At 49.1% G+C, this 19,991-nt stretch carries 17 protein-coding genes and 1 pseudogene; 6 read left to right on the forward strand and 12 right to left on the reverse strand.

Features of this window, described 5'->3' with window-relative positions:
• Positions 1–25: 25 nt before the first annotated feature.
• Genes AOG36_RS06460 through AOG36_RS08710 form a run of 5 tightly spaced genes read right to left on the reverse strand, consistent with a single transcriptional unit; the run spans position 26 to position 5,223 of the window.
• A complete protein-coding gene (locus AOG36_RS06460; protein ID WP_015106918.1) occupies positions 26–2,242 on the reverse strand; it encodes an endonuclease MutS2 in 2,217 nt (738 codons plus the stop codon).
• The gene (locus AOG36_RS06465) at positions 2,239–2,580 is read right to left on the reverse strand and encodes a hypothetical protein (protein WP_053825699.1); all 342 of its coding nucleotides are present in this window, start codon (positions 2,578–2,580) and stop codon (positions 2,239–2,241) included. The genes AOG36_RS06460 and AOG36_RS06465 overlap by 4 nt, the downstream gene beginning before the upstream one ends.
• Entirely contained in the window at positions 2,577–3,911 is a 1,335-nt protein-coding gene (gene murC, locus AOG36_RS06470; protein WP_015106916.1) for a UDP-N-acetylmuramate--L-alanine ligase, read from the reverse strand. Before murC ends, AOG36_RS06465 begins: the two co-directional genes overlap by 4 nt.
• Complete coding sequence (locus tag AOG36_RS06475; RefSeq protein WP_053825748.1) at positions 3,911–5,023, reverse strand: succinyldiaminopimelate transaminase; 1,113 nt, start codon at positions 5,021–5,023, stop codon at positions 3,911–3,913. The genes murC and AOG36_RS06475 overlap by 1 nt, the downstream gene beginning before the upstream one ends.
• 35 nt (positions 5,024–5,058) lie before the next feature.
• Positions 5,059–5,223 carry a hypothetical protein gene (locus AOG36_RS08710; protein WP_156241289.1) on the reverse strand — a complete coding sequence of 55 codons (165 nt, stop codon included), beginning with the start codon at positions 5,221–5,223 and terminating at the stop codon, positions 5,059–5,061.
• Between the two features lie 96 nt (positions 5,224–5,319).
• On the opposite strand from AOG36_RS08710, the gene AOG36_RS06480 reads away from it, so the two are divergent.
• Together AOG36_RS06480 and AOG36_RS06485 are read left to right on the forward strand one after the other, a co-directional pair.
• Positions 5,320–5,637, forward strand: a complete 318-nt coding sequence (locus AOG36_RS06480) for a hypothetical protein (protein ID WP_015106913.1) — start codon at positions 5,320–5,322, stop codon at positions 5,635–5,637.
• Positions 5,615–6,868: an excinuclease ABC subunit UvrC gene (locus tag AOG36_RS06485; RefSeq protein ID WP_015106912.1), complete on the forward strand. Its 1,254-nt coding sequence runs from the start codon at positions 5,615–5,617 to the stop codon at positions 6,866–6,868. The genes AOG36_RS06480 and AOG36_RS06485 overlap by 23 nt, the downstream gene beginning before the upstream one ends.
• A 3-nt stretch (positions 6,869–6,871) precedes the next feature.
• On the opposite strand, the gene rbp is transcribed toward AOG36_RS06485, so the two are convergent.
• The 3 genes from rbp to secA form a co-directional block, all read right to left on the reverse strand.
• A complete protein-coding gene (gene rbp, locus AOG36_RS06490) occupies positions 6,872–7,117 on the reverse strand; it encodes an RNA-binding regulator (RefSeq protein WP_053825701.1) in 246 nt (81 codons plus the stop codon).
• An 85-nt stretch (positions 7,118–7,202) separates the two neighbouring features.
• The gene (locus tag AOG36_RS06495; protein ID WP_015106910.1) at positions 7,203–8,435 is read right to left on the reverse strand and encodes an FtsX-like permease family protein; all 1,233 of its coding nucleotides are present in this window, start codon (positions 8,433–8,435) and stop codon (positions 7,203–7,205) included.
• A complete protein-coding gene (secA, locus tag AOG36_RS06500; RefSeq protein ID WP_015106909.1) occupies positions 8,428–11,016 on the reverse strand; it encodes a preprotein translocase subunit SecA in 2,589 nt (862 codons plus the stop codon). Before secA ends, AOG36_RS06495 begins: the two co-directional genes overlap by 8 nt.
• A 103-nt stretch (positions 11,017–11,119) precedes the next feature.
• Between secA and lolA the strand changes: the two genes are divergently transcribed.
• Positions 11,120–11,638: a LolA-like outer membrane lipoprotein chaperone gene (lolA, locus tag AOG36_RS06505; RefSeq protein ID WP_015106908.1), complete on the forward strand. Its 519-nt coding sequence runs from the start codon at positions 11,120–11,122 to the stop codon at positions 11,636–11,638.
• 14 nt (positions 11,639–11,652) lie between these two features.
• Complete coding sequence (pseC, locus tag AOG36_RS06510) at positions 11,653–12,783, forward strand: UDP-4-amino-4,6-dideoxy-N-acetyl-beta-L-altrosamine transaminase (RefSeq protein ID WP_053825749.1); 1,131 nt, start codon at positions 11,653–11,655, stop codon at positions 12,781–12,783.
• Here the strand turns inward: pseC and AOG36_RS06515 are convergent.
• From AOG36_RS06515 to gltS, 4 genes are read right to left on the reverse strand one after another with little or no spacing between them, the layout of a single operon-like run.
• Positions 12,745–15,123: a heavy metal translocating P-type ATPase gene (locus AOG36_RS06515; RefSeq protein WP_015106906.1), complete on the reverse strand. Its 2,379-nt coding sequence runs from the start codon at positions 15,121–15,123 to the stop codon at positions 12,745–12,747. The two genes, pseC and AOG36_RS06515, sit on opposite strands and share 39 nt — an antisense overlap.
• Positions 15,116–15,823, reverse strand: a complete 708-nt coding sequence (locus AOG36_RS06520; RefSeq protein ID WP_015106905.1) for a tRNA1(Val) (adenine(37)-N6)-methyltransferase — start codon at positions 15,821–15,823, stop codon at positions 15,116–15,118. Before AOG36_RS06520 ends, AOG36_RS06515 begins: the two co-directional genes overlap by 8 nt.
• Entirely contained in the window at positions 15,820–16,824 is a 1,005-nt protein-coding gene (gene ribD, locus AOG36_RS06525; protein WP_231850641.1) for a bifunctional diaminohydroxyphosphoribosylaminopyrimidine deaminase/5-amino-6-(5-phosphoribosylamino)uracil reductase RibD, read from the reverse strand. The genes AOG36_RS06520 and ribD overlap by 4 nt, the downstream gene beginning before the upstream one ends.
• An 18-nt stretch (positions 16,825–16,842) precedes the next feature.
• Positions 16,843–18,087, reverse strand: a complete 1,245-nt coding sequence (gltS, locus tag AOG36_RS06530) for a sodium/glutamate symporter (protein WP_053825703.1) — start codon at positions 18,085–18,087, stop codon at positions 16,843–16,845.
• A 90-nt stretch (positions 18,088–18,177) separates the two neighbouring features.
• On the opposite strand from gltS, the gene AOG36_RS06535 reads away from it, so the two are divergent.
• Both AOG36_RS06535 and AOG36_RS06540 read left to right on the forward strand, forming a co-directional pair.
• Entirely contained in the window at positions 18,178–19,389 is a 1,212-nt protein-coding gene (locus tag AOG36_RS06535) for a saccharopine dehydrogenase family protein (protein ID WP_015106902.1), read from the forward strand.
• Positions 19,390–19,437: 48 nt separating this feature from the next.
• Positions 19,438–19,991: pseudogene (locus AOG36_RS06540) on the forward strand (hypothetical protein); the annotation flags it as partial.

Here is a 19,991-nt window from a genome sequence, read left to right on the forward strand (position 1 = left end):
TTTTTTAACCAATGGTTAATCAATCTTATATTTTAACAATTTGTGCCCCAGAGCCGCCTAAATTGTAGGGGGCATCGCCAAATTTTAGGACTTTGGGGTGTTTTTTGAGCCACTCTCTTAGGGCATTTCTTAAAATCCCCTTGCCCTTGCCATGCACGATCAGCACCTCTTCAAAGCCTGCTAAAAGGGCGTTGGCTAAAAAGTCTTGGGCTTGCTCTAGGGCTTCTTGGGTGTCTAGCCCACATAAGTCTAAACGCATTTGCCCCTTAGCTTGGGGTTTTTGTTTGATTTGCACTTGGGGGCTTGGGGCTTTGGGCTTGGGTTTTAGTTTTAGGCTTTCAGCCTTGACTTTAATTTTAAGCCCATTTTCTAAAGCTATGCTATAAAGCCCCCCGCTCGTGCCCACAATCTCTCCACCAAGCTTGCCATAGGCCACAAAGTCGCCCACTTCTAGGGCCTTGTGCTCTTTTTGCACTGGAGCGGGCTTAAGATTATGGCACTTTAGGCTCTCTTGGATGGCTTGGATTTGCTGGTGGGCGTGGCTGGTGTTGTGCTCTTGGTTGAAGGCTCTTATCGCCTCTTGCATTTGCTTAAGGGCTTTAGTGTAGCTTTGCTCTAGGGTTTGCTGTTTTTGCTCTTTGTGCCTGTGGGCCTCTTGGATTTTGGCTAATTTTTCTTGATAAGCCCTCTCTTGGGCCTCTTTAGCCTCTTGCAATTCTTGTTGCTTGGTTTGGAGTTCTTGCTCTAGCGCGCTGGTGCGCTCAATCAGGGCGTTTAAATTCTCTTGATCCGCCCCATACAGCTCTTTAGCCTCAGCAATTAAAGCGGCTGGCACGCCATAACGCAAGGCCGTTTCAAAGGCGTAACTCTTGCCGATGAGCCCTTGGGTGAAGGTGTAGGTGGGCATTTGGGCGTGGATGTCGTAGTTGGCGGCCAAGAGTTGCACGGCGGGGTTTTTGGCTAAAAGCAGGGCTAGGTGCTTGTGGTGGGTGGTAACCACGATTTTAGCCCCTTGGTTTATAAGCTTTTCTAAAAGGGCTTTGTATAAACAACTGCCCTCGGCCGCGTCCGTGCCTAGCTCGATTTCGTCAATGCCTAGCAAAAGATTAGGGGTGTTTAGGGCGTGGGCAAAGTCGAGCATGCGCCCCGCGAAGGTAGAGATGTCGTTTTGGCTGTTTTGCGGGTCGCTGATGATGGCTTGGATGTTTTCAATGTAGGGGATTTTGGAGTGGTGGGGGTTGGCTCTTAGGGGCAAGAAGTGCTTAGCCAGCCACACACTGGCAAGCAGGGATTTTAACAGCATGGTCTTGCCCCCGGTATTCACACCCGTAACCAGCAAGAGAGAGTGGCTAAAATCCACGCTTAGGGGCTTAGGCTCTTTAAGGCTAGGGTGGGCGAAGTCTTTAAGCACAAACTGCCCGCTTGTGTTGGGCTTGATGAAGTTTAGCCCCAAACTTTTAGCAAAGGCGATGCGCGCTTGCAGATGGTCTAAGTAGTCAAATTGCTTGTCAAAAAAGCGCAAAAACAGATAGAGGGGGCGCAGCTTCGCGCTCCACTGGGTGCAGATTTGCTGCAGGCAGTGCTCGATCGCAGCGCGGGTTTCTTGGATTTTATGGCTTAAGCTCTTGGCTTCTAAGGGCTCGATGTAGAATTGCCCGCTGTGTGAGCGCGCGATCACAATGCCCTTAAACACGCTAGAAAAGCCCGGTTTTAAGAGTAAAGTTTCAATGCCTTGCACCAAATGCACTTGCCGGTCGGCAAGGTAGGGCTCTAAAGACTTTTGCGCCAAGATTTGACTAAAGATTTTTTGTTGCGACTTTTTAAGCCTCTCTAAACTCTCTTGATGCGCGTCTAGCTCGGGGTAAAACCCGCTTTTAAAACCCACCTCCTCTTGCATGTGCGCCTCTAATTGCAACAACTCGTGGGGGATGTTTAAGCTTTGCAAATAGCTATAAAGGGTGCTAGATTTGGGGGGGACTTGCTTTTTTAGGCGCAGAAAATAGCGCGTGATTTGGATGAAGGCAAACAGCACCTCTAGGTGCAACACCCCGCCCTTTTTAAAGGATTTTAAAGGTTCGTTTAGGGCGGGCAGGGGCGGGGGCGGGGCAAGCTCTAGGGTCTCTAGCTCTTGCAAATGCGCCCAAGTGTGCTCGGGGAAGTTGAAGGCGATGTCTTTAGGGCGGGCTAGAAAGCGTTTAAATTGCTCTAAAAAGGGGGCTAAATCTAGCTGTTTGGCGATCATTTCGTGCTTTTACAGCTTTGCAAATCCACCAACACGCCCTGCATGGGGGTGTTTTGTTTACCAAGAAAACTTAAAGTCCCCGCCACCAAACTAAAATCCTTTTGGCTCACCTTCACGCCATTGCAATCCAGTACCATCCCCCGCAAAAAATCCCTCTGCAAGGCAACTTGCTCTTTATTGATTTTGTCTTGTTGGTAGGTGTAAAGCCCAAGTCCGGCTGCTAGCGCACCCAAGAACACCACCACTGCGATTTTCTGCTTAAACCCCCGCCCAAAGAAGTCTTTGAGCAAAAACCACAGCAAGATAAGGACTAAGCCTAAAACAATCCACCCGCTCATAAATCCCCCCTAAGCTGGTTGGTGATGTCGCCCGCCCCAAAGCCGATGGCAAGCCCCTTGTTAAGGGTGCGGATTTTCACCCCTTGCACGAACAGCTCTAACCCCTCTTTGCTCCGCCAAAGGCGGTCTATAAAAGTGGGTTGCAAATGCCCGAACAAGGCTTGCATGTCTAGCTCTCTTGGCTTTTCGCCCGCCCGCCACACGGGCAGGATGTAAAGCTGGCTGACGATGGGGTGGTTAAAACACTCTTGAAAGCCCTTTAAATTGTCGAACAAGCGGGAATATTTATGCGGTTGCCAAAACACCACCGCGTCTTTTAAACCCTTCAAGTCGGCGTAGGTTTGCAGGGCCTGCAGGGTGGCGGCGATTTCGGTGGGGTGGTGGGCGTAGTCGTCTATGAGGACAAATTCCTCCTTTTGCAAGATGTCAAAGCGTTTTTTAATGCCCTTGAAGTCCAAAAGGTTTTTTCTTAACTGCTCTAGGGGCAGTTCGTTTAAGGCGGCTAAAATCGCTAGACTGGCGTTGCTGGCTGTGTGCGCGCCCAGCCCCCACACCTCAAATGTCCCATAGTCTTTCAGCCTAAAGCGGGTGTAGGGCTCGTCCTCTCTTAAAAAGTATTCGATGTGACTGATGTCCTTAGCCGGATCTAGGCGGATGGCTTCTAATGTCAGGCCCTTTAAAAAGGGGTCTTCTATGTTGATCACCCGCCTTTGCCCCATAGTAATAAAGTCGGTGTAGGCCTGATAAAACGCCTTTAAATCGTAGTTATATCCCTCTAAATGCTCCACCTCAGCGTTTGTAACTAAAGCGCAGTAAGGATTAGAGCTTAAAAAGCTTTGGTCCGACTCGTCTGCCTCAAAGACCAAACTAGGGCTTTGGCTCTCCCGCACATTAGAGCCAAAGGCTTTAGACGATGCCCCGATGATTGCGCCAAAGTGGGGCAAAAGGGCGGCTAACATGGCACTTGTGCTGCTCTTGCCATGCGCCCCGCACACACTAAAGACGCGCTTATCGCCCAAAATATACTCTAATGCTCGCTTGCGTGAGAGGATCACGCAATTTTTCTCCATAGCCGCCACGATTTCCACATTATCCACCTTGATGATGGCCGAGTGGATCACCACCTCTTGATCGGTGAGCGCGCTGGGGTCATGCGGGATAGTGATGGGGATGCCCAGTTGCCCTAAATAGTCGGTGATGTAACTTCTAGCGATGTCCGAGCCGCTCACCACCGTCCCCTGCGCCCTGAGATATTTAGCTAGGCCTGAAATACCAATGCCCCCAATGCCGATGAAGTGGATTTTATAGGTGTGGATGGGACGATCTAGCATCAATAGCTGTCTAGGGCGTTTTTAAGAGCACTTAGGGCGGGAGCTAAGCTATCGGGCGCATAAACCAAAGCCACCCGCACAAAGTCTTTCGTGTGCGGACTATCGCCATAGCCTAAAAAATCCCCGGGCAGGACTTTTAGTCCCTTTGTGGTGTAAAGGTGCTTGGCAAAAGCCTGCCCGTCTTTAACCTCCAGCCACACATAAAAGCTTGTGGGATACACGGCCACGCCTAAAATCTCTTGGGCGAGATTTAGATTTTTGGCGTAAATGTGGCGGATATGCTCTTGGGCTTTTAAATCCAGCCAGCCCACGGCACTCGCATGTTGCAGGGGCAGGGGCAGGGCACACCCGCTATAACTTCTAAAAATTTGATAGGGCTTTAAAATTGCAGCGTCCCCGGCAATGTAGGCACTCCTTAAACCCGGAGCACTTAAAGTCTTGGAGAGGGAGTTGATGGCAAGAACATTTTTAAAGTCGGTGTTGCCGACTTCAATACAGGCTTGCAAAATGGAAGGTGGGGGGGTGGTGGCATAAATGTTGCTGTAGCATTCGTCATTGACCAAGAGAAAATCCTCCTCAAGGGCTTTTAACACCCACTCTTTGAGCTCTTCTAAATCCAAAGTGCGCCCGGTAGGGTTGTTGGGCGAGTTTAAAATGACTAAATGCGCCTCCTCTTCTAGCATGGGCGTGAAGTCATTTTCTAGGCTTAAATCCATGAAAATCACTTGCGCCCGTGCCACCCGTGCGCTGGCTAAATATACTTGATAAAAAGGGTTGGCAAAGGCAATTTTAGGGGCTTCTTTATCGTGTAAATAAAAGATAGGTAGGCTAAAAAGCACTTCTTTAGAACCGAAGGTGGGGATGATCTGCTCTTTAGACAGCTCTATGCCAAAGCGTTTTTTCACAAACGCCATTTGCGCCTCTTTTAAAAAGTCCTCGCCCCCACTCTTGGGGTAAAAACGCAGTTCGTGGGTGTGGGCTTTTAAGGTGTTTTGCACGCTCAGGGGGGTTTCAAACTGCGGTTCGCCAATAGACAAATCTAGGGGCAAGCCGCCGCGTTTGCAATCTCTTAACAACTCTCGCAATCGTTCAAAGGGGTAGGGCTCAAACATACAATTCTCCACTAAAGTGCCCATTATACCTAAATCTACTCCTCTTGGATGCTGTGGTTAGTCGTGGGGGTTTGGGTTTTGGTGGAGGGGGGCTTGTTGGTCTTGTAAAAAGGAGGGGCTTTAAAGCCACAGCCGGCGAGCAAACATGCTAAAATACACATATGAAAGATACGCAAGACATCTTCTCCCAACTTTTGCACAGGCCCGAGCTAACCTCCCTAAAAACACGCCTACAGCTTGACCAACTGAAATTATATTTACCGGGGGGCGTTCGGGTCGGTTTGGACTCCATTGTAATGAAAAATGCTAAACTTTTGCTTGTCTTCAAGCACCCAAGCGCGTATCACTACTTCAACGGGCAAAAGCGCACCCTAGTCCCCACCCTCTTAAACGCTACACAGAAACTAGACATCCCCACCAAGCCTACAGAAGTCCAGGGCTTTTTGCCAAGGCGTATTAGGCAAAGCTTTACGCAAAAGCGCGCTAAACTCCACTACCACGAGCGTGCCTGGGGGAACTTTGAAAACCCTTTTAAAGACCCTAAGCTAAGAGACATCTTAGAAAATATCCGGGCCTGCATTAAGAAACACCATGCAAGCACAGAATCTAAGTAACCTCCCCACCACTAGCGGGGTGTATCTGTATTTTGACGCGAAGGATCAACTGCTCTATGTGGGTAAGGCAAAGAACTTACAAAAGCGCATTTTGAGTTACTTTAAAGTGCAAGGCGCACAAGCGATCCCAAATTCTAAAAACAGCGTCCGTATCCAGCGCATGGTTTCACAGATTGCCTATTTGCAGGTGCAAACCACCAGCAGCGAAGAAGAAGCCTTGCTTTTAGAAAACTGCCTCATTAAAACCAAGCAACCCAAATACAATATTTTACTCAAAGACTCCAAAACCTACCCCTACATTTGCATCGATTTAAACAAACCCTACCCCACCCTAGAGCGCACAAGAGAGCCCTTAGCAGGGCATAAATGCTTTGGTCCCTTTAGCCTCGCCTCTTTAGAGCTCTTAGAGAGTATGCAAAGTTTGATCCCCCTAGTGCAAAGCAAAAGCTGTTTAAAGGGCAATAAACCCTGCATTTTCCACCAAATGGGGCGTTGTTTAGCCCCCTGCAGTGGACAAATCAGCCCCAAGGATTACGCTCCCCTCGTCAAAGAAGCCTTGTATTTGCTCGAGCATAAGGACAAGCTATGCGCCCGGCTTAAAGAGCGCATGCGCATTCTAGCCACGCAAGAAAGGTTTGAAGAGGCGGCGATTTTTAGGGATTATTTGCAAGCCGTGCAAACCCTGCTTAAACGCGCCGAGCAACCTACAGAGCAGATCACGCTTGCCTTGCAGGAGCTGCTAGGACTTGACAAACCCCCAAAACGCATTGAGGTCTTTGATGTGAGCCACCACGCGCAAAGTTTTTGCGTGGGGGGGATGGTGGTGTACTCTAGGGGCAAGTGGCTTAAAAGCGCATATCGGTGCTACAGCCTAAAAGGCAATGATGAATACGCCCAAATGCACGAAATGCTAGAAAGACGCGTGAAACAAGGAGGCTTGCCCGATTTGTGGCTCTTAGATGGAGGGCGTGCCCAGGCCCTCTTGGCCACGCAAATTTTAGAGAAGGCGGGCTTAAATATAGCGGTGGTGGCTCTAGCAAAAGAAAAGGCAAATAAAAGGGCGAAGAGGGGGGGAGGGGATGTGGCAGATACAATTTACAGCGTGTCGCAGACTTGGAGATTAAAGGCGCAGGATGTACGCCTGCAATTCTTACAAAACTTGAGAGATGAAGCACACCGCTTTGCGCTCGCCTACCACAGACTTAAAAAGCGCAAAGCCTTTTTGGGTTAGGGTTTATTTGCGGGGGTTTGCCTCAGTAACCCGAATAGTGCGTCCCATAAAATCTGTGTTATCTAACTTGGCGATAGCTTGTTGTGCGCCCTCGTCTTCCATTTCCACGAAGCCAAAGCCTTTAGGTCTTTTGGTTTCGCGGTCTTGGATTAACTTCACAGAGTTTACGGCACCAAACTGGCTAAAGAGTTCCTCAACCTCCTGATTTGTTGCGCTATAAACCAAATTCCCTACATAAATGTTCTTCAAGGCGTTTCTCCACTAGATTTAGTCCTGTTACAATAAACAAGAACGGGCCCATTCTAACACAAAGCAACTTAATAATGGTAAACGGCTATTCATTGCGTAAAATAGACAATGCATCCACACTGGCCGCCTTACGGGCTGGGTAGTGTGATGAAAGGGCGACAATCACAAGCGCGCCGATGAGCGTACTGAAGAAATCCACAGCCGACAGGTCTAGGGGCAGTTTATCAATGCCATAGACATCTGCGGGCAAAGAGATGATGGGAAAGGTGGCAAGCACCCACAGTACCAAAAATGCTAAGAGCACACCCAGCACAATCCCTCCCACACCAATGACCGAACCCAAAGTAAAAAAACTTTTTTGGATTTCTTTAGTGGTCGCACCAAGGCTTAAGAGCAGGGCGATTTCTTTACGGCGGTTCATGACAACCATTAATAAGGAACTAATGATGTTCAGACTTGCCATAAGAATGATCAACATGAGGACAATAAAAAGGGCGCGCTTTTCTAAGGCCATGGCCGAAAAGAAGTTACCATTTTGCTGCCACCAACCCTCAATGTCCACACCATTATTAGGGATTTTTTTAAGAGCTTGTTTGATTTTTTCCATGTCTTGCATGGGGTGCTTGGAGTAAATATGCACGCCGTCATATACCCCCTCGGGTAGGTCCCTAATCGCTTGCAGAGCCTCTATATTCGTGTATAAATAACTGCCATCATACGCCTTGAGTCCCGATTCAAAGAAGCCTTTCAAACTAAAGCGTTTCATTGTGGGCGAAAGCACAAAGCCCGTAGGCTCTAACTTTGTGAAAAACAAATCAACGCTGCGTGTGTTGCCTAAGAGCAGAGATTCCTTAAAGCCCTTGCCTGCCACTAAATTAAAAGGGGTCTGTTTGAAGGCTTGTAAATTGACCCCCTCTAACCCCTTTTTTAAAATGTCGTTGATCTGCACTTCTTTTTGTATATCTACACCAAAAAGCATGCCTCCACTCAGCATGCCATTAAAACGCGCCACGACTTGGCTTTGCAAATAGGGGCTAAAGCGTAAGTGGGGGAAGCACTGTTCTAGGGCGTTTAAAGTCTTTTGCTCTATGCCATAGTAACTTGTGGCATAGAGCGTGAGTGGGTAGTTCATCACAAAGAGTTTTTTTTCAAACTCCGCATTCATGCCGTTCATGATCGCCATGGCAACGATGAGCACCATCACCCCCACGCCCACACCCAAAAAGGCTAAAATCGCCGTGATGCTGATGAAGGGCTGGGTCTTGTCAAAGCGCAAATAGCGGCGTACCAAGAACGCCACTAAGGAAGTGCTAGGCATCCGTGGGTTTGCTGTTGGTTGCAAAAATACCTTTTTTAGGCCCACTCTTGCCATGGCAATTCTTATATTTTTTGCCACTGCCACAAGGGCAGAGGTTGTTGCGGGCAATGGTCTTTGGCTTAGCCTCGTTCCAACTGCTTAACCCCTCTTCAATGTCTCTGTTATTGAAACTCAATTCTAGTTGATCGCTCTCTAGGCCGCTTAAAAAGCGATCGGTGTCCTCCGGGGTGTTGGCAACCAATTCAAGTTTGTAAAAGGTCTTAATCGCCTCTATTTTAATGGAATCAATCAGTTCCAAAAAGAGGTTGTAGCTCTCTTTTTTGTACTCCACAAGGGGGTCTTTTTGGTTATAACCCCTAAGCCCGATGCCCGTTTTGAGGTTGTCCATGGTATAAAGGTGTTCGCGCCACGCGCTATCTAAAATCTGCAGATACACCACTCGCTCGATTTTGTTTAAATCTTCCACATGCGCCATCTTAGTAGCATACTGCGCCTCTAGGGCTTCTAAAATGAAGTTTTCCACAGAGACAAAATCGCGCTCTTGTAAGGGGGCAAAGTCAATGGTTGCGTTGAAGTCCTCTTGTAAAGCTCGCTTAGTGTTCTCTAAATCCTCATCTGAAAAGTCCTGTTCTTTAAAGGCTTGGTTGTTCTCCAAGATACACGCTACAGCGTATTGGCGGTTTTCAGCAATGCGTGCACTGATATCGTAATTATCATCTAAAAGTTCGTTGCGGAATTTATACACCGTCTTGCGCTGCTCGTTGGCGACATCGTCGTACTCTAAGAGATGCTTGCGGCTCTCAAAGTGTAGGGCTTCCACTTTCTTTTGGGCATTCTCCACCGAGCGCGTCACCAGCTTAGACTCGATGTACTCCCCATCTTGTAGGCCCAATTTCTCCATCACTCCTTTGATGCGATCGCTACCAAAGATGCGCAATAAGCCGTCCTCTAGGCTCAAGTAAAATTGGCTCACCCCTGGATCGCCCTGCCTGCCAGAGCGCCCTCTTAGCTGGTTATCGATTCTACGGCTTTCGTGCCGCTCGGTACCGATGATGTACAGCCCGCCCAAATCCTTGATCTCTTGGCTGATCTTGATGTCCACGCCCCGCCCCGCCATGTTCGTGGCAATCGTCACCGCCCCTTTAAGCCCCGCATCCTTAATGATCTCTGCTTCCTTAGTGTGCTGTTTGGCGTTTAACACCGTGTGGGGGATGCGCTCTTTTTGCAACAAGGCGTGCAATGCCTCGCTCTTTTGGATGCTCGCCGTGCCCACCAAAACGGGCTGACCTATGGCGTGCAACTCCTTGATTTTAGCCACCACCGCCTCAAACTTCTCGCTTTCGCTTTTATAGATGAGGTCGTTTAAATCCTTGCGCTGGATGGGCAAGTTGGTGGGTACAGACACAACTTCTAAATTATAAATCTCTAAAAACTCAGTCGCCTCTGTCTGCGCCGTGCCCGTCATGCCTGAAAGTTTGTCATATAATCTAAAGTAGTTTTGGAAGGTGATGTCGGCTAGGGTTTGGCTCTCCTCTTTGATACCCACCTTTTCTTTGGCCTCTAAGGCTTGGTGCAAGCCCTCGCTAAAGCGCCGCCCCTCGCTCAAACGCCCCGTAAATTCATCCACGATCACCACCTCCCCATTGGCGACCACATAGTCCTTGTCCCGGGCAAAGAGATAGTGCGCTTTAAGGGCCTGATCCAAGTGGTGGGAGAGGATTGCATTTTCCAGGCTGTAAAGATTGTCCACTCCAAAGAGCTCCTCTGCCTTTTTAATGCCCTCTTCGGTAATCAAAATGACGCGGTTTTTTTCATCGATTGTGAAATCCACCTCTGCTTGCATGTTCTTGGCGACCGTGTCGGCACGCTCATAATTCTCCATGCGTTTATTCACAGGACCAGAGATGATCAAGGGTGTACGGGCCTCATCAATTAAAATTGAGTCCACCTCATCTACGATCGCAAAGGCGTGTTCCTTTTGCACCTTTTGCTCTAGGGAGTATTTCATGTTATCCCTAAGGTAGTCAAAGCCAAATTCGTTATTCGTGCCATAGACAATGTCATTAGCGTAAATCTCAAGCCGCTCTTCATCGCCCACGCCCCCTGTAACCACCCCCACGCTATAACCCAAGAAATTATACAAGGGTTGCATTTGGGTCGCGTCCCTTTGGGCGAGATAGTCGTTCACCGTAACAACATGCACACTGCGTCCACTTAAAGCGTTTAAGGCGACAGCCAAAGTCGCCACCAAAGTTTTGCCCTCGCCTGTTTTCATCTCGGCGATCTTGCCCTCGTGCAAGACCATCCCCCCAATGAGCTGTACATCAAAGTGGCGCATGCCCAAAATGCGCCTAGAAGCCTCCCTTGTGATCGCAAAACTCAAGGGCAGAACCTCTTGTAAGCCCTTCTCACTCTTTTGCACCGCCTTTTTCAAGTCAAAAAAGTGCTCTTGTAACTCCTCATCACTTAAAGCCTGCACCTTGGCCTCTAGAGCGTTGATCTCTGCTACCCGTTTTTGGTAGCGTTTGATCTCCCGTTGGTTTTTTGTACCAACAACCTTACCCAGCACGGTTTTTATCATTCTTAACATCCCTTAAATCCCAAGGACAAATTGTCTTTTTATATTTTTGTATAAGTGCAAATTTTAACAAAATTTTGTAAAATTACCTATAAAAAGGGAGTCTATGCGCGCCTATCTGTTTATCCTTTGTTTCCAGTTTTTAATTTCTGCTCCCTTGCAGTTTGCCAGCCTAAGTGCCCACTTTAAGCAGGTGGTGCTCGGCACAACTTCCTCACCTCTAAACCCAACCTATGAAGGGCAAATCTTAGCCAAAGCCCCCTTCTTTGCTAAGTGGAGCTACACCAAGCCCAGCCCCAAGGAAGTCTATATGCAGGATAAGCAAGTCATCATCTACGAGCCTAGACTGCTGCAAGCCACCTACACGAAGTTGAACAAAGCCCTGGACTTCTTTGCTATCCTTAAAAAAGCTAAGTGGCAAAAAGACGGGCGTTACAAAGCCAAAATCAACCACACCACCTACTGTCTGACCCTAAAAAACGGCCTGCCCTATAAACTCAACTACACCGACAAAATGCAAAGCCAAGTGGAGATCATTTTTACCCAAGTGAAGACGAATATCCCCCTGGCTTCTAGCCTCTTTCAATTCACCCCCCCAGCGGGCATTGAAATCATTAAACAATAGGGGCACTCTTGGCAATCAACCCCTACAGCACACAGTGCATCGATATGGACGACCTAAAAGCGGTGCAGCAAGCCCTGCAAGGGGCGCATTTGACCCAAGGTCCTTTAGCAGAGCAATTTGAAGGGGCTTTAGCGGATTATTTAGGCGTAAAACATGTTGTAGTTTGCACAAGCGCAACCACAGCACTGTTCATGCTTTACCACGCCCTGGATTTGACAAACAAGAAAGTGATCACCACGCCCCTAAGCTTTGTCGCCACAGCAAGCATGCTGCTCGCTAACCGCGCCACCCCGATTTTTTGCGACATACAAGAAGATGGCAACATAGACCCCACGCTTTTAGAAAGTTGTCTAGAGTCTGGGGTTAGGGCGGTGGTGAGCGTGGATTATGGGGGGGCGAGCGTGGATGTCGTCACCCTTAAAGCCTTCTGCACTAAACACGGGCTGCTCTTTCTTAGCGACAGCTCCCATGCCTTTGGGGGAGAGTATGCAGGTGTGAAAATCGGCGCGCTTGCCGATGCGAGTGTGTTTAGCTTCCACGCCATTAAATCCATCACCACCGCTGAGGGCGGGGCAGTTGCCACCAATGACAGCACCCTTTACAAACGGCTCAAACTGCTCATCTCCCACGGGGTAAAAAAAGATGGATGGGATACAGAAGTGCAGAGTCTAGGCTTTAACTTCCGTATGAACGAATTGCAAGCCGCCTTAGGTCTAAGCCAACTTAAAAAGGTGGATATTTTTATCGCTAAAAGAGAAGAAATCGCTTGCCTGTATGACGACCTTTTTAAAGATAACCCCTATTTTACTTGTCTGCACGCTACACTAGACCCCAAGATCAAAAGCACCAACCATCTCTATCCCATTTTGCTAAAGCCCTCTTTGTGGGGGCAAAAAACCCAAATCTTAGACGCGCTTTTAAAAGCCCAAATGGGTGTGCAAGTGCACTACAAGCCCATACACACCTTTAAACTCTACCAAGACCTGCTAGGCAAGCAAATCCTACCCAAAGCCCAAAGTTTCTATAAAGCCGAAATCTCTTTGCCTTGCCATCAAAAAATGAGCTTGGAGCAGGTAAAAGAAAGTGCAACCAAAGTCCTAGAGATTTTACAAGCGCAATCTAAAGCTATTGGCGACCACGCATAGCGAGCTAAGCCCCATGCCAAGAGCAGCGATGAGAGGCGTAATGATACCACACAAGGCCAGGGGGATGAATAGGGCATTGTAAAGTGCACTGATAGCAAGATTTTGTTTGATGCACTGATGGGTGCTTTTAGCTACACTAAAGGCGATTTGCACCCCTTCTAGGCTGTTGTTGAGTAAGATAATGTCGCTGTAAAGCAGGCTCAAGTCATGCCCCTCGTGCATACACATAGACACTTGGCTGACAGCGAGGCTCGCCGTGTCGTTTAAGCCATCACCCACCATCACCACAACCTCCTTTTGCGCTAGGGCACTTTGCACATGCGCTAGTTTTTGCTGCGGACTTAAAGGGGCATAACAGGGCAAGTCCAACTCTTTGGCAATCTTAAACACGCTAGGCGCGCCATCCCCGCTTAAAATGGCGATTTTTAACCCCATGGACTTTAAGCCCTGCACCACTTCTAGGGCTTGGGGCTTTAAACTTGCCTGCAAGCTAAAACTCGCCTTTAATTTGCGATCCACGCTGTAGACAAAGTCCGCCTTTAAATCCCCCACCGCCACGCCCTTACTTTCTAAATACGCCACCGATCCGCCATGCAAGATATGCCCCCCGCAACGCGCTTCAAGCCCGCCGTTTTCTTGTTTGAGGTTTTCTACGAGGGCGGGCTGTGCTTGCTCTTTTAAGAAAACACATAAACTTTTGGCGATGGGGTGCGGGTTGTGCCAGAGCAAGCCTAAGAGTTGCCCTAAATCATAGGGGGCGTGGGTGGTGTTAGTTTGCACCTTTAAAAGGCTCTTGGTGAGCGTGCCCGTCTTGTCCAAAAATAAAGTGCTAGCCTTGGCTAGGGTTTCTAAACTGCTGTTTTTTTTAAACAACACCCCCTTTTTAAAGGCAGCGTTGCTGCCTAGCACTAGGGCAATGGGCGTAGCCAAAGCAAAGGCGCAGGGGCACGCCACCACCACCACGCCCATCGCCACAAAAAAGCCTTGTGCTATGCTTGCAAAGAGTGCCCAAGCTACAAAGCTAAGCCCGGCGAGTACAAGCACTGCCGTGCTAAAATAGCGGGCGAGTTTATCCGCCCTCTCTTGTAATTTGGGCTTTGCTATAAAGCTTTTTTGCACGAGCTCCACCATTTGGCTTAAAAACGAGGCTTTAAAGGGCGCACTCACTCTGTAGGTGAAAGCCCCCGACAAATTGACACAGCCGGAAAGCACGCTTTGCCCTTTTGCTAAGGTGGTCGGCAAACTCTCCCCATTGAAGGCTTGGGTGCTCACCTGGGCACCTTCGCTCTCTAGCATGCCATCTAAAGCTACACACTCTCCGGGCAACACCTCCACTAGCGCACCCACCTCTATATCCTGCGGGTCTTTAAGTACCCGTTTTACCTGCCCATTTTCTTGCTCTAATACCGCTACTTGCAAGGGCAGGGCACTTTGCAGGCTGTCAAGCAAGGCATTGGCGCGGTGCTTGGCCTTAAGCTCTAAAAACTTAGAGAGATACACCAAAGTGATGAGCATGCTCACCGACTCAAAGTAGGGGCGCGCCCCGCTAAAGGTGGCGTAAATGGAGTAAAGATACACTCCAAGTGCCCCCACGCTGACACTCAAATCCATGCCCACCACGCCGTGCTTTAAGCCATAAAAAGCCCCTTTTAAAAAGACACCCCCTGTAATGAAGAGCGCGAGCGAAGCAAGGGCCCACGAAGCGATGTGCAGCTTAAACGCCATATGTATGTCCATGCCCGAAAAGTAGCCTGCATAGTCCGCGATGGCAATGAACATGATGTTCATGCTCGCAAACACCCCCACTACAAGAGCAATAAACGCCTTTTCTTGTTGCTTTTTGGCGTGGTTATCCTGCACCCTAGGGTCATACACCTGCGCCTGATAGCCGATGGCCGCTACCGCGTCTAAAATGGTGGCGATGTCGATTTCTGTGGGCTCAAAGCGCACAAACGCCCGCTGTGTGGTGTAGTTGGCCTGCACGCCATAAACGCCCTTTTGTTTCAAAAGCACATGCTCGATGAGCCACACACAGGCGGCGCAATGGATGTTCTCTAGCAGCAACGCCACTTCTAGTAGCCCATTTTCTAGGGGCGTGGTGAATTTGTCTAAAAAGGCTTTGGAGCTGTAATGCTCTTTGGCATGAGGCTTGGGAGGGGCGATGGGAGCTAGGGGCTTTGCGCCCAGCTTGTCGTAAAAGCTCTCTAGTTGCAGGTCGTGTAAAAGCGTATAAACCCGCTTGCAGCCCTCACAGCAAAAGACAAGGGGGGGGCTGTCTTTTTGTTCTAGCGTGAAAACTTCATTCTGGCAGGGCAGTTGGCAATGGGCGCAATTAGACAAGGGAGGCTTTGATGCTGTGGGTTTTGAATTTTTCATAGATATGTGCCACTTCGGGGGTGTTGTCTTGCTGGTCTTTAGAGTTGTGGGTGATTAAGGGCGGGGCGACTTCTAAGTAACTCTTGCTGTTTTTTCGTGCAGCGCATAAAATTAAACGCGCCTTGTGGTTTTTAAAGGGATGGACAAAGCGTAGTAAGGTGGGCTTTAACTTGGCTTGTTGCAAGGCAGCAAGCAGGCTATCGGCGAGGCTGGCGTGGTAGCAGAGCACAAAGTAGCCCTGTGGTTTTAACAGCTGCGCGGCTTTGGTGCAAAAGGCAAGCAGGGGTAGATAGCTTTGGTTCGTGGCCTGGGCTTTTTGGCCATGCGGGCTTCTTAGGCTGTCCTTGGGGTAGTAGGGGGGGTTGGAGAGCACCACGGCGTAAGAATTGGGCTCTAGGGGGCAATTTAAAAAGTCGCTGTGGTGCACTCTAGCGTGGGGGGCGTTTTGGCAATTGAGCCTAGCAAAAAACGCCATTTCTGTATCGATTTCGACTAAATCCAGCGGATTTTTAAACTCCCTCGCGCACAGTAACCCCACCACCCCGCAGCCCGCCCCAATGTCTAAAAGCTTATCGCCCTTTTTAATAAAGGGCGTGGCAAAGTGGGCTAAAAACAAGCTCGCACTGTTGTAGGCGTAGCCCTTGAGGGGCTGGTAAAATCTCATGCCAGCCACGCCAACATATCCTGCCCCAAAATTTGGCTATGCAAGGGTTTAAAGCCTTGGGTGCAGTGGCAGGCTAGCCCTTGGGCCCCCTCTTGCAAACTAGCGTTGGTGTGGATGAGCAGCATGTCGATGTGATCGCGCAGGCTCTCAAAGAGCCCCCACCCGCCCTCAATGACATTAAAGCCTTGCTTTAAGGGCAGTTGCTTAACTTCGTGGCACACCTGCACCCTGCGCCCCTTCACGCCAAAAAGGGGGATGGTGGGGTCAAAGGGGCTTGTGTTCCTTGTTAAAATGGCGGCATGGCATAAACCTTGATAGGGCGGGGTGGCAAGGCGGGTGTTTAAGGTGGGGCGATCTAGCCGGACACTCTTGCCTGAAATAATGAGATGATTGGCGACGGTGCGTTGGTTATGGGTGAAAATTTGGCTCTCTTGGTCTGAGATTTTGCCTAAATAAGAGCCATCTAGCCTTGTGGCGATTTTAAAGAGATTAAACGCCCCCTTGTTCTCTAGGCATGTAAAGGGGGTGAGTAGGTCGCTGCATGCTTTTTCTAAAACTCCGCTCAGCACTTCTACACCCGCTTGTTTTAGACGCTTTAGCCCTCCTTGGGCCTTCTTGCTTGGCTCTAGCGTGCCCACCACCACTCTTTTAGGGTGCACCTGCTCCAAAAGCGCGGCGCAGGGGGGGGTTTTGCCAAAGTGGTTACAGGGCTCTAGGGTTACAACGAGGGTGCAATCTTTAAAAAGCCCGCTGTGGTTTTGGGCAAGAAAGCGGTAGTTGGCTTCTTTGTCTAGGGGGTCTAGGTGGGCTGGCATAGGCGCAGGGCTCAAGGCATTAAACGCCTGCCTTAGGGCCAACACCTCGGCATGCGGGGTGTGGGCTTTGCTGTGCGCTTGCAGGGCTAAGACTTCATTTGTGGGACTAAGCAGGGCGCAGGCCACGCTAGGATTAGGCAGGGCTAAAGTTTGGCTCTGCCATGCGCGCTCGATACACGCACGCATCACAATCTCAAAGAGCATTTAGTAGTGGAAGGGCAGGGCTAGAAAGCCTTTGATGGTCAGCGCGTTGATAATATCTACAAAGAACGCCCCCACCAAGGGCACGACAATGAAGGCAACATGGCTTGGGCCATAGTGGTTCGTGATGGTTTGCATATTCACCATTGCCGTGGGCGTAGCACCCAGCCCAAAGCCACAATGCCCCGCGCTTAACACCGCCGCGTCATAACTCTTGCCGCAGACGCGGAAAGTTACAAACACACTATAAAGGATCATCACCGCCACCTGCACGGTTAAAATGATGGCAATGGGCAGGGCGAGATTGACAAGCTCCATGAGATTGATGCTCATTAAGGCAAAGGCTAAGAATAAACTCAGGCTCACATTGCCGATCACGCCAATTTCGCGATCAAAGACTTTATGGATTTTGCTGTAAGTGGAGATATTTCTGAGCAACACGCCCACAAACAAGCACCACACAAAGGTGGGCAGGGTGGGCAGGGTGAAGCTGCCTAAATGCACGGAAGTGGCGTGTTTGGCGATGAAAGTCCCCACCAAGAGAGCAATGCTCACAAGAGCCAAACTCTCAATGAAACTATTAGCTGTGATGAGGCGCTCTTGTTTGGGGGATTCAAAGATGAGCTCAGGCCCTTGTGTGCGCTCTGCTTTTTCTTGTTTGCTAGGCTCTAGTTTGTGCCGTTTAATCAAATAGCGCGCCACGGGGCCACCGATGATCCCCCCGCTCACCAGCCCAAAGGTGGCACACACGATAGAGACTTCCAAACTTTGGGGGAAGTTGTAGGGGGCCTGCGAGAATGTAGAAGACCACGCCGCGCTGGTGCCATGCCCGCCGGTGAGCGAAATCGAGCCGCCCAAAAGGCCCATTAAAGGATTCACGCCAATGAGACTAGCCACGCTAACACCCACCAGATCCTGCACAGTTACAAAGATACCCACGGCGATCAAGAATACCACGAGCATTTTACCTCCTTTTTTGAGTGAGGCAAAGTCTGCGCTAAGCCCGATAGTGATGAAAAATGTCAGCATTAAGGGCTCTTTGAGGCTTGCATCGAGCACGAGTTTAAAGTTGTAGAAGTGGTGGGCGAGCATGATCGCAAAGGCGACAATCACCCCCCCAACCACAGGCTCTGGAATGTCGTAGTCTTTTAAAAACTTCACATGGCGGATCACAAAGCGCCCTAAGAGCAAGACTCCCACCATACAAACCAAAGTCGCATAAACATTAAAATCAACCACTTTTGCCATCGCGCTCCCCATTTCTGTTTAACCAAAGGGTAAAATATTTCGTATATAATAGCACACTCTAAGGATCTATTTATTGTGTAAAGGGATAAAATGCTGACAGTCTTGCAAATTGGAGCGGGGGGCGTGGGCAGAGTGGTGGCACACAAGCTCGCCCAAAACCGCCACTTATTTGAAAGGGTGGTGCTGGCTAGCCGCACCCTGTCTAAATGCCAGGCCATAGCCGATAGCGCGAAGGCTAGGGGGCTTGGCGAAATCATTTGCGAGCAAGTGGATGCCGACAGTGTGCAGGAAGTCGTGGCGTTGATTGAGAAATATAAACCTAAAGTGGTCTTAAACATTGCCCTACCCTACCAAGATTTGACGATCATGCAAGCCTGTCTACAGACCAAGACCAACTACCTAGACACCGCTAACTACGAACACCCCGACCTAGCCAAATTTGAGTATAAAGAACAATGGGCGTTTGACAAAGCCTATAAAGATGCGCAGATTTTTGCACTTTTAGGCAGTGGCTTTGATCCGGGTGTAACGAATGTCTTTTGCGCCTACGCCCAAAAACACTATTTTGATGAAATCTACAACATCGACATTTTAGACTGCAACGCCGGCACACACCCCTACCCCTTTGCCACTAATTTCAATCCCGAGATCAATTTAAGAGAGGTGAGCGCAAGGGGACGCTACTACGAAAATGGGGCGTGGATTGAAACCGCTCCCCTAGAGATCAAACAAACATGGGCCTACCCTGAGATTGGCGAGCGGGCTTCTTACCTGCTCTATCACGAGGAATTGGAATCCTTGGTTAAGCACATCAAGGGCTTAAAGCGCATCCGCTTTTTTATGACCTTTTCAGACAATTACCTAAATCACATGCGCTGTTTGGGCAATGTGGGGATGCTGGGCATCGAGTCCATAGAAGTGCCCTTAGCCGATGGTAAAGTGGGTAAAGTCGTGCCCATCCAGATTTTAAAACAACTCCTGCCCGATCCAGCAAGCCTAGCAGGCCAAACCACGGGCAAGACCAACATTGGATGCTACATCCACGGCACGAAAAATAAGAAGGAAAAACGGCTCTATATCTACAATGTCTGTGACCACCAAAAATGCTATGAAGAAGTGGGCTCGCAAGCTATCAGCTACACCACGGGCGTACCCGCTATGGTGGGGGCGATGATGATTTGCAAGGGTATTTGGGGGGGTGAAAACTCCAAGGGCGTGTTTAATTTAGAGCAACTCGACCCCGACCCCTTCTTAGAAGAGCTGGACAGACAGGGCTTAAAAACCGAGGTGATCGAGCGCTAATCGGGGACTTTAGTCTTTAAGGTTGGGGCTAACCCATAAGGATTTATCATGCGTGATTATACCCACCTCCCCGAAGAACCCTTAAAAAACGCCCTTAGAGAGGCTTATTTTAAAGGCTTTCTGTGCACAGGCGATAAAATCGATTTTCAAATCAGCCTGCCCACAAAAGACCTTTTTGACAAAGAACCCACCCTCCTGCTGTGGGCAGAGGCCAAAGCGGGCACATACGATCTAAACAAAGCCCTAACCCAGCTCATCTTAACGATTTTAAAGCACAAGTACGAAAGCCTACCCCCCTTTTTAGCCGCATTTAATGGGATAAGTTTTGTCGCGATTGAGAGTGAAAAACTAGAACCCCTGCTTAAAGAACTTGCCAAGAAGACCTACAAAGCAGCGCCAAGCAACCACAACTCTAAAGAGTTTAAAGAAGTCCAAGAGCTCTTAAACCCCCTATTAAACGCCCATTTAATCACCTTTTACTATGAACAACACCAATGCGAATTGAAAAACTTCATCAAGTCTTTAGGCACCGACACCAAAACCCTTCAAACCCAGATCACAAGGGATAATTTTAAAAAAATTTTTGATAAATGGCTTATTTG

It is taken from the genome of Helicobacter heilmannii (assembly GCF_001283065.1).
Lineage (GTDB): Bacteria > Campylobacterota > Campylobacteria > Campylobacterales > Helicobacteraceae > Helicobacter > Helicobacter heilmannii.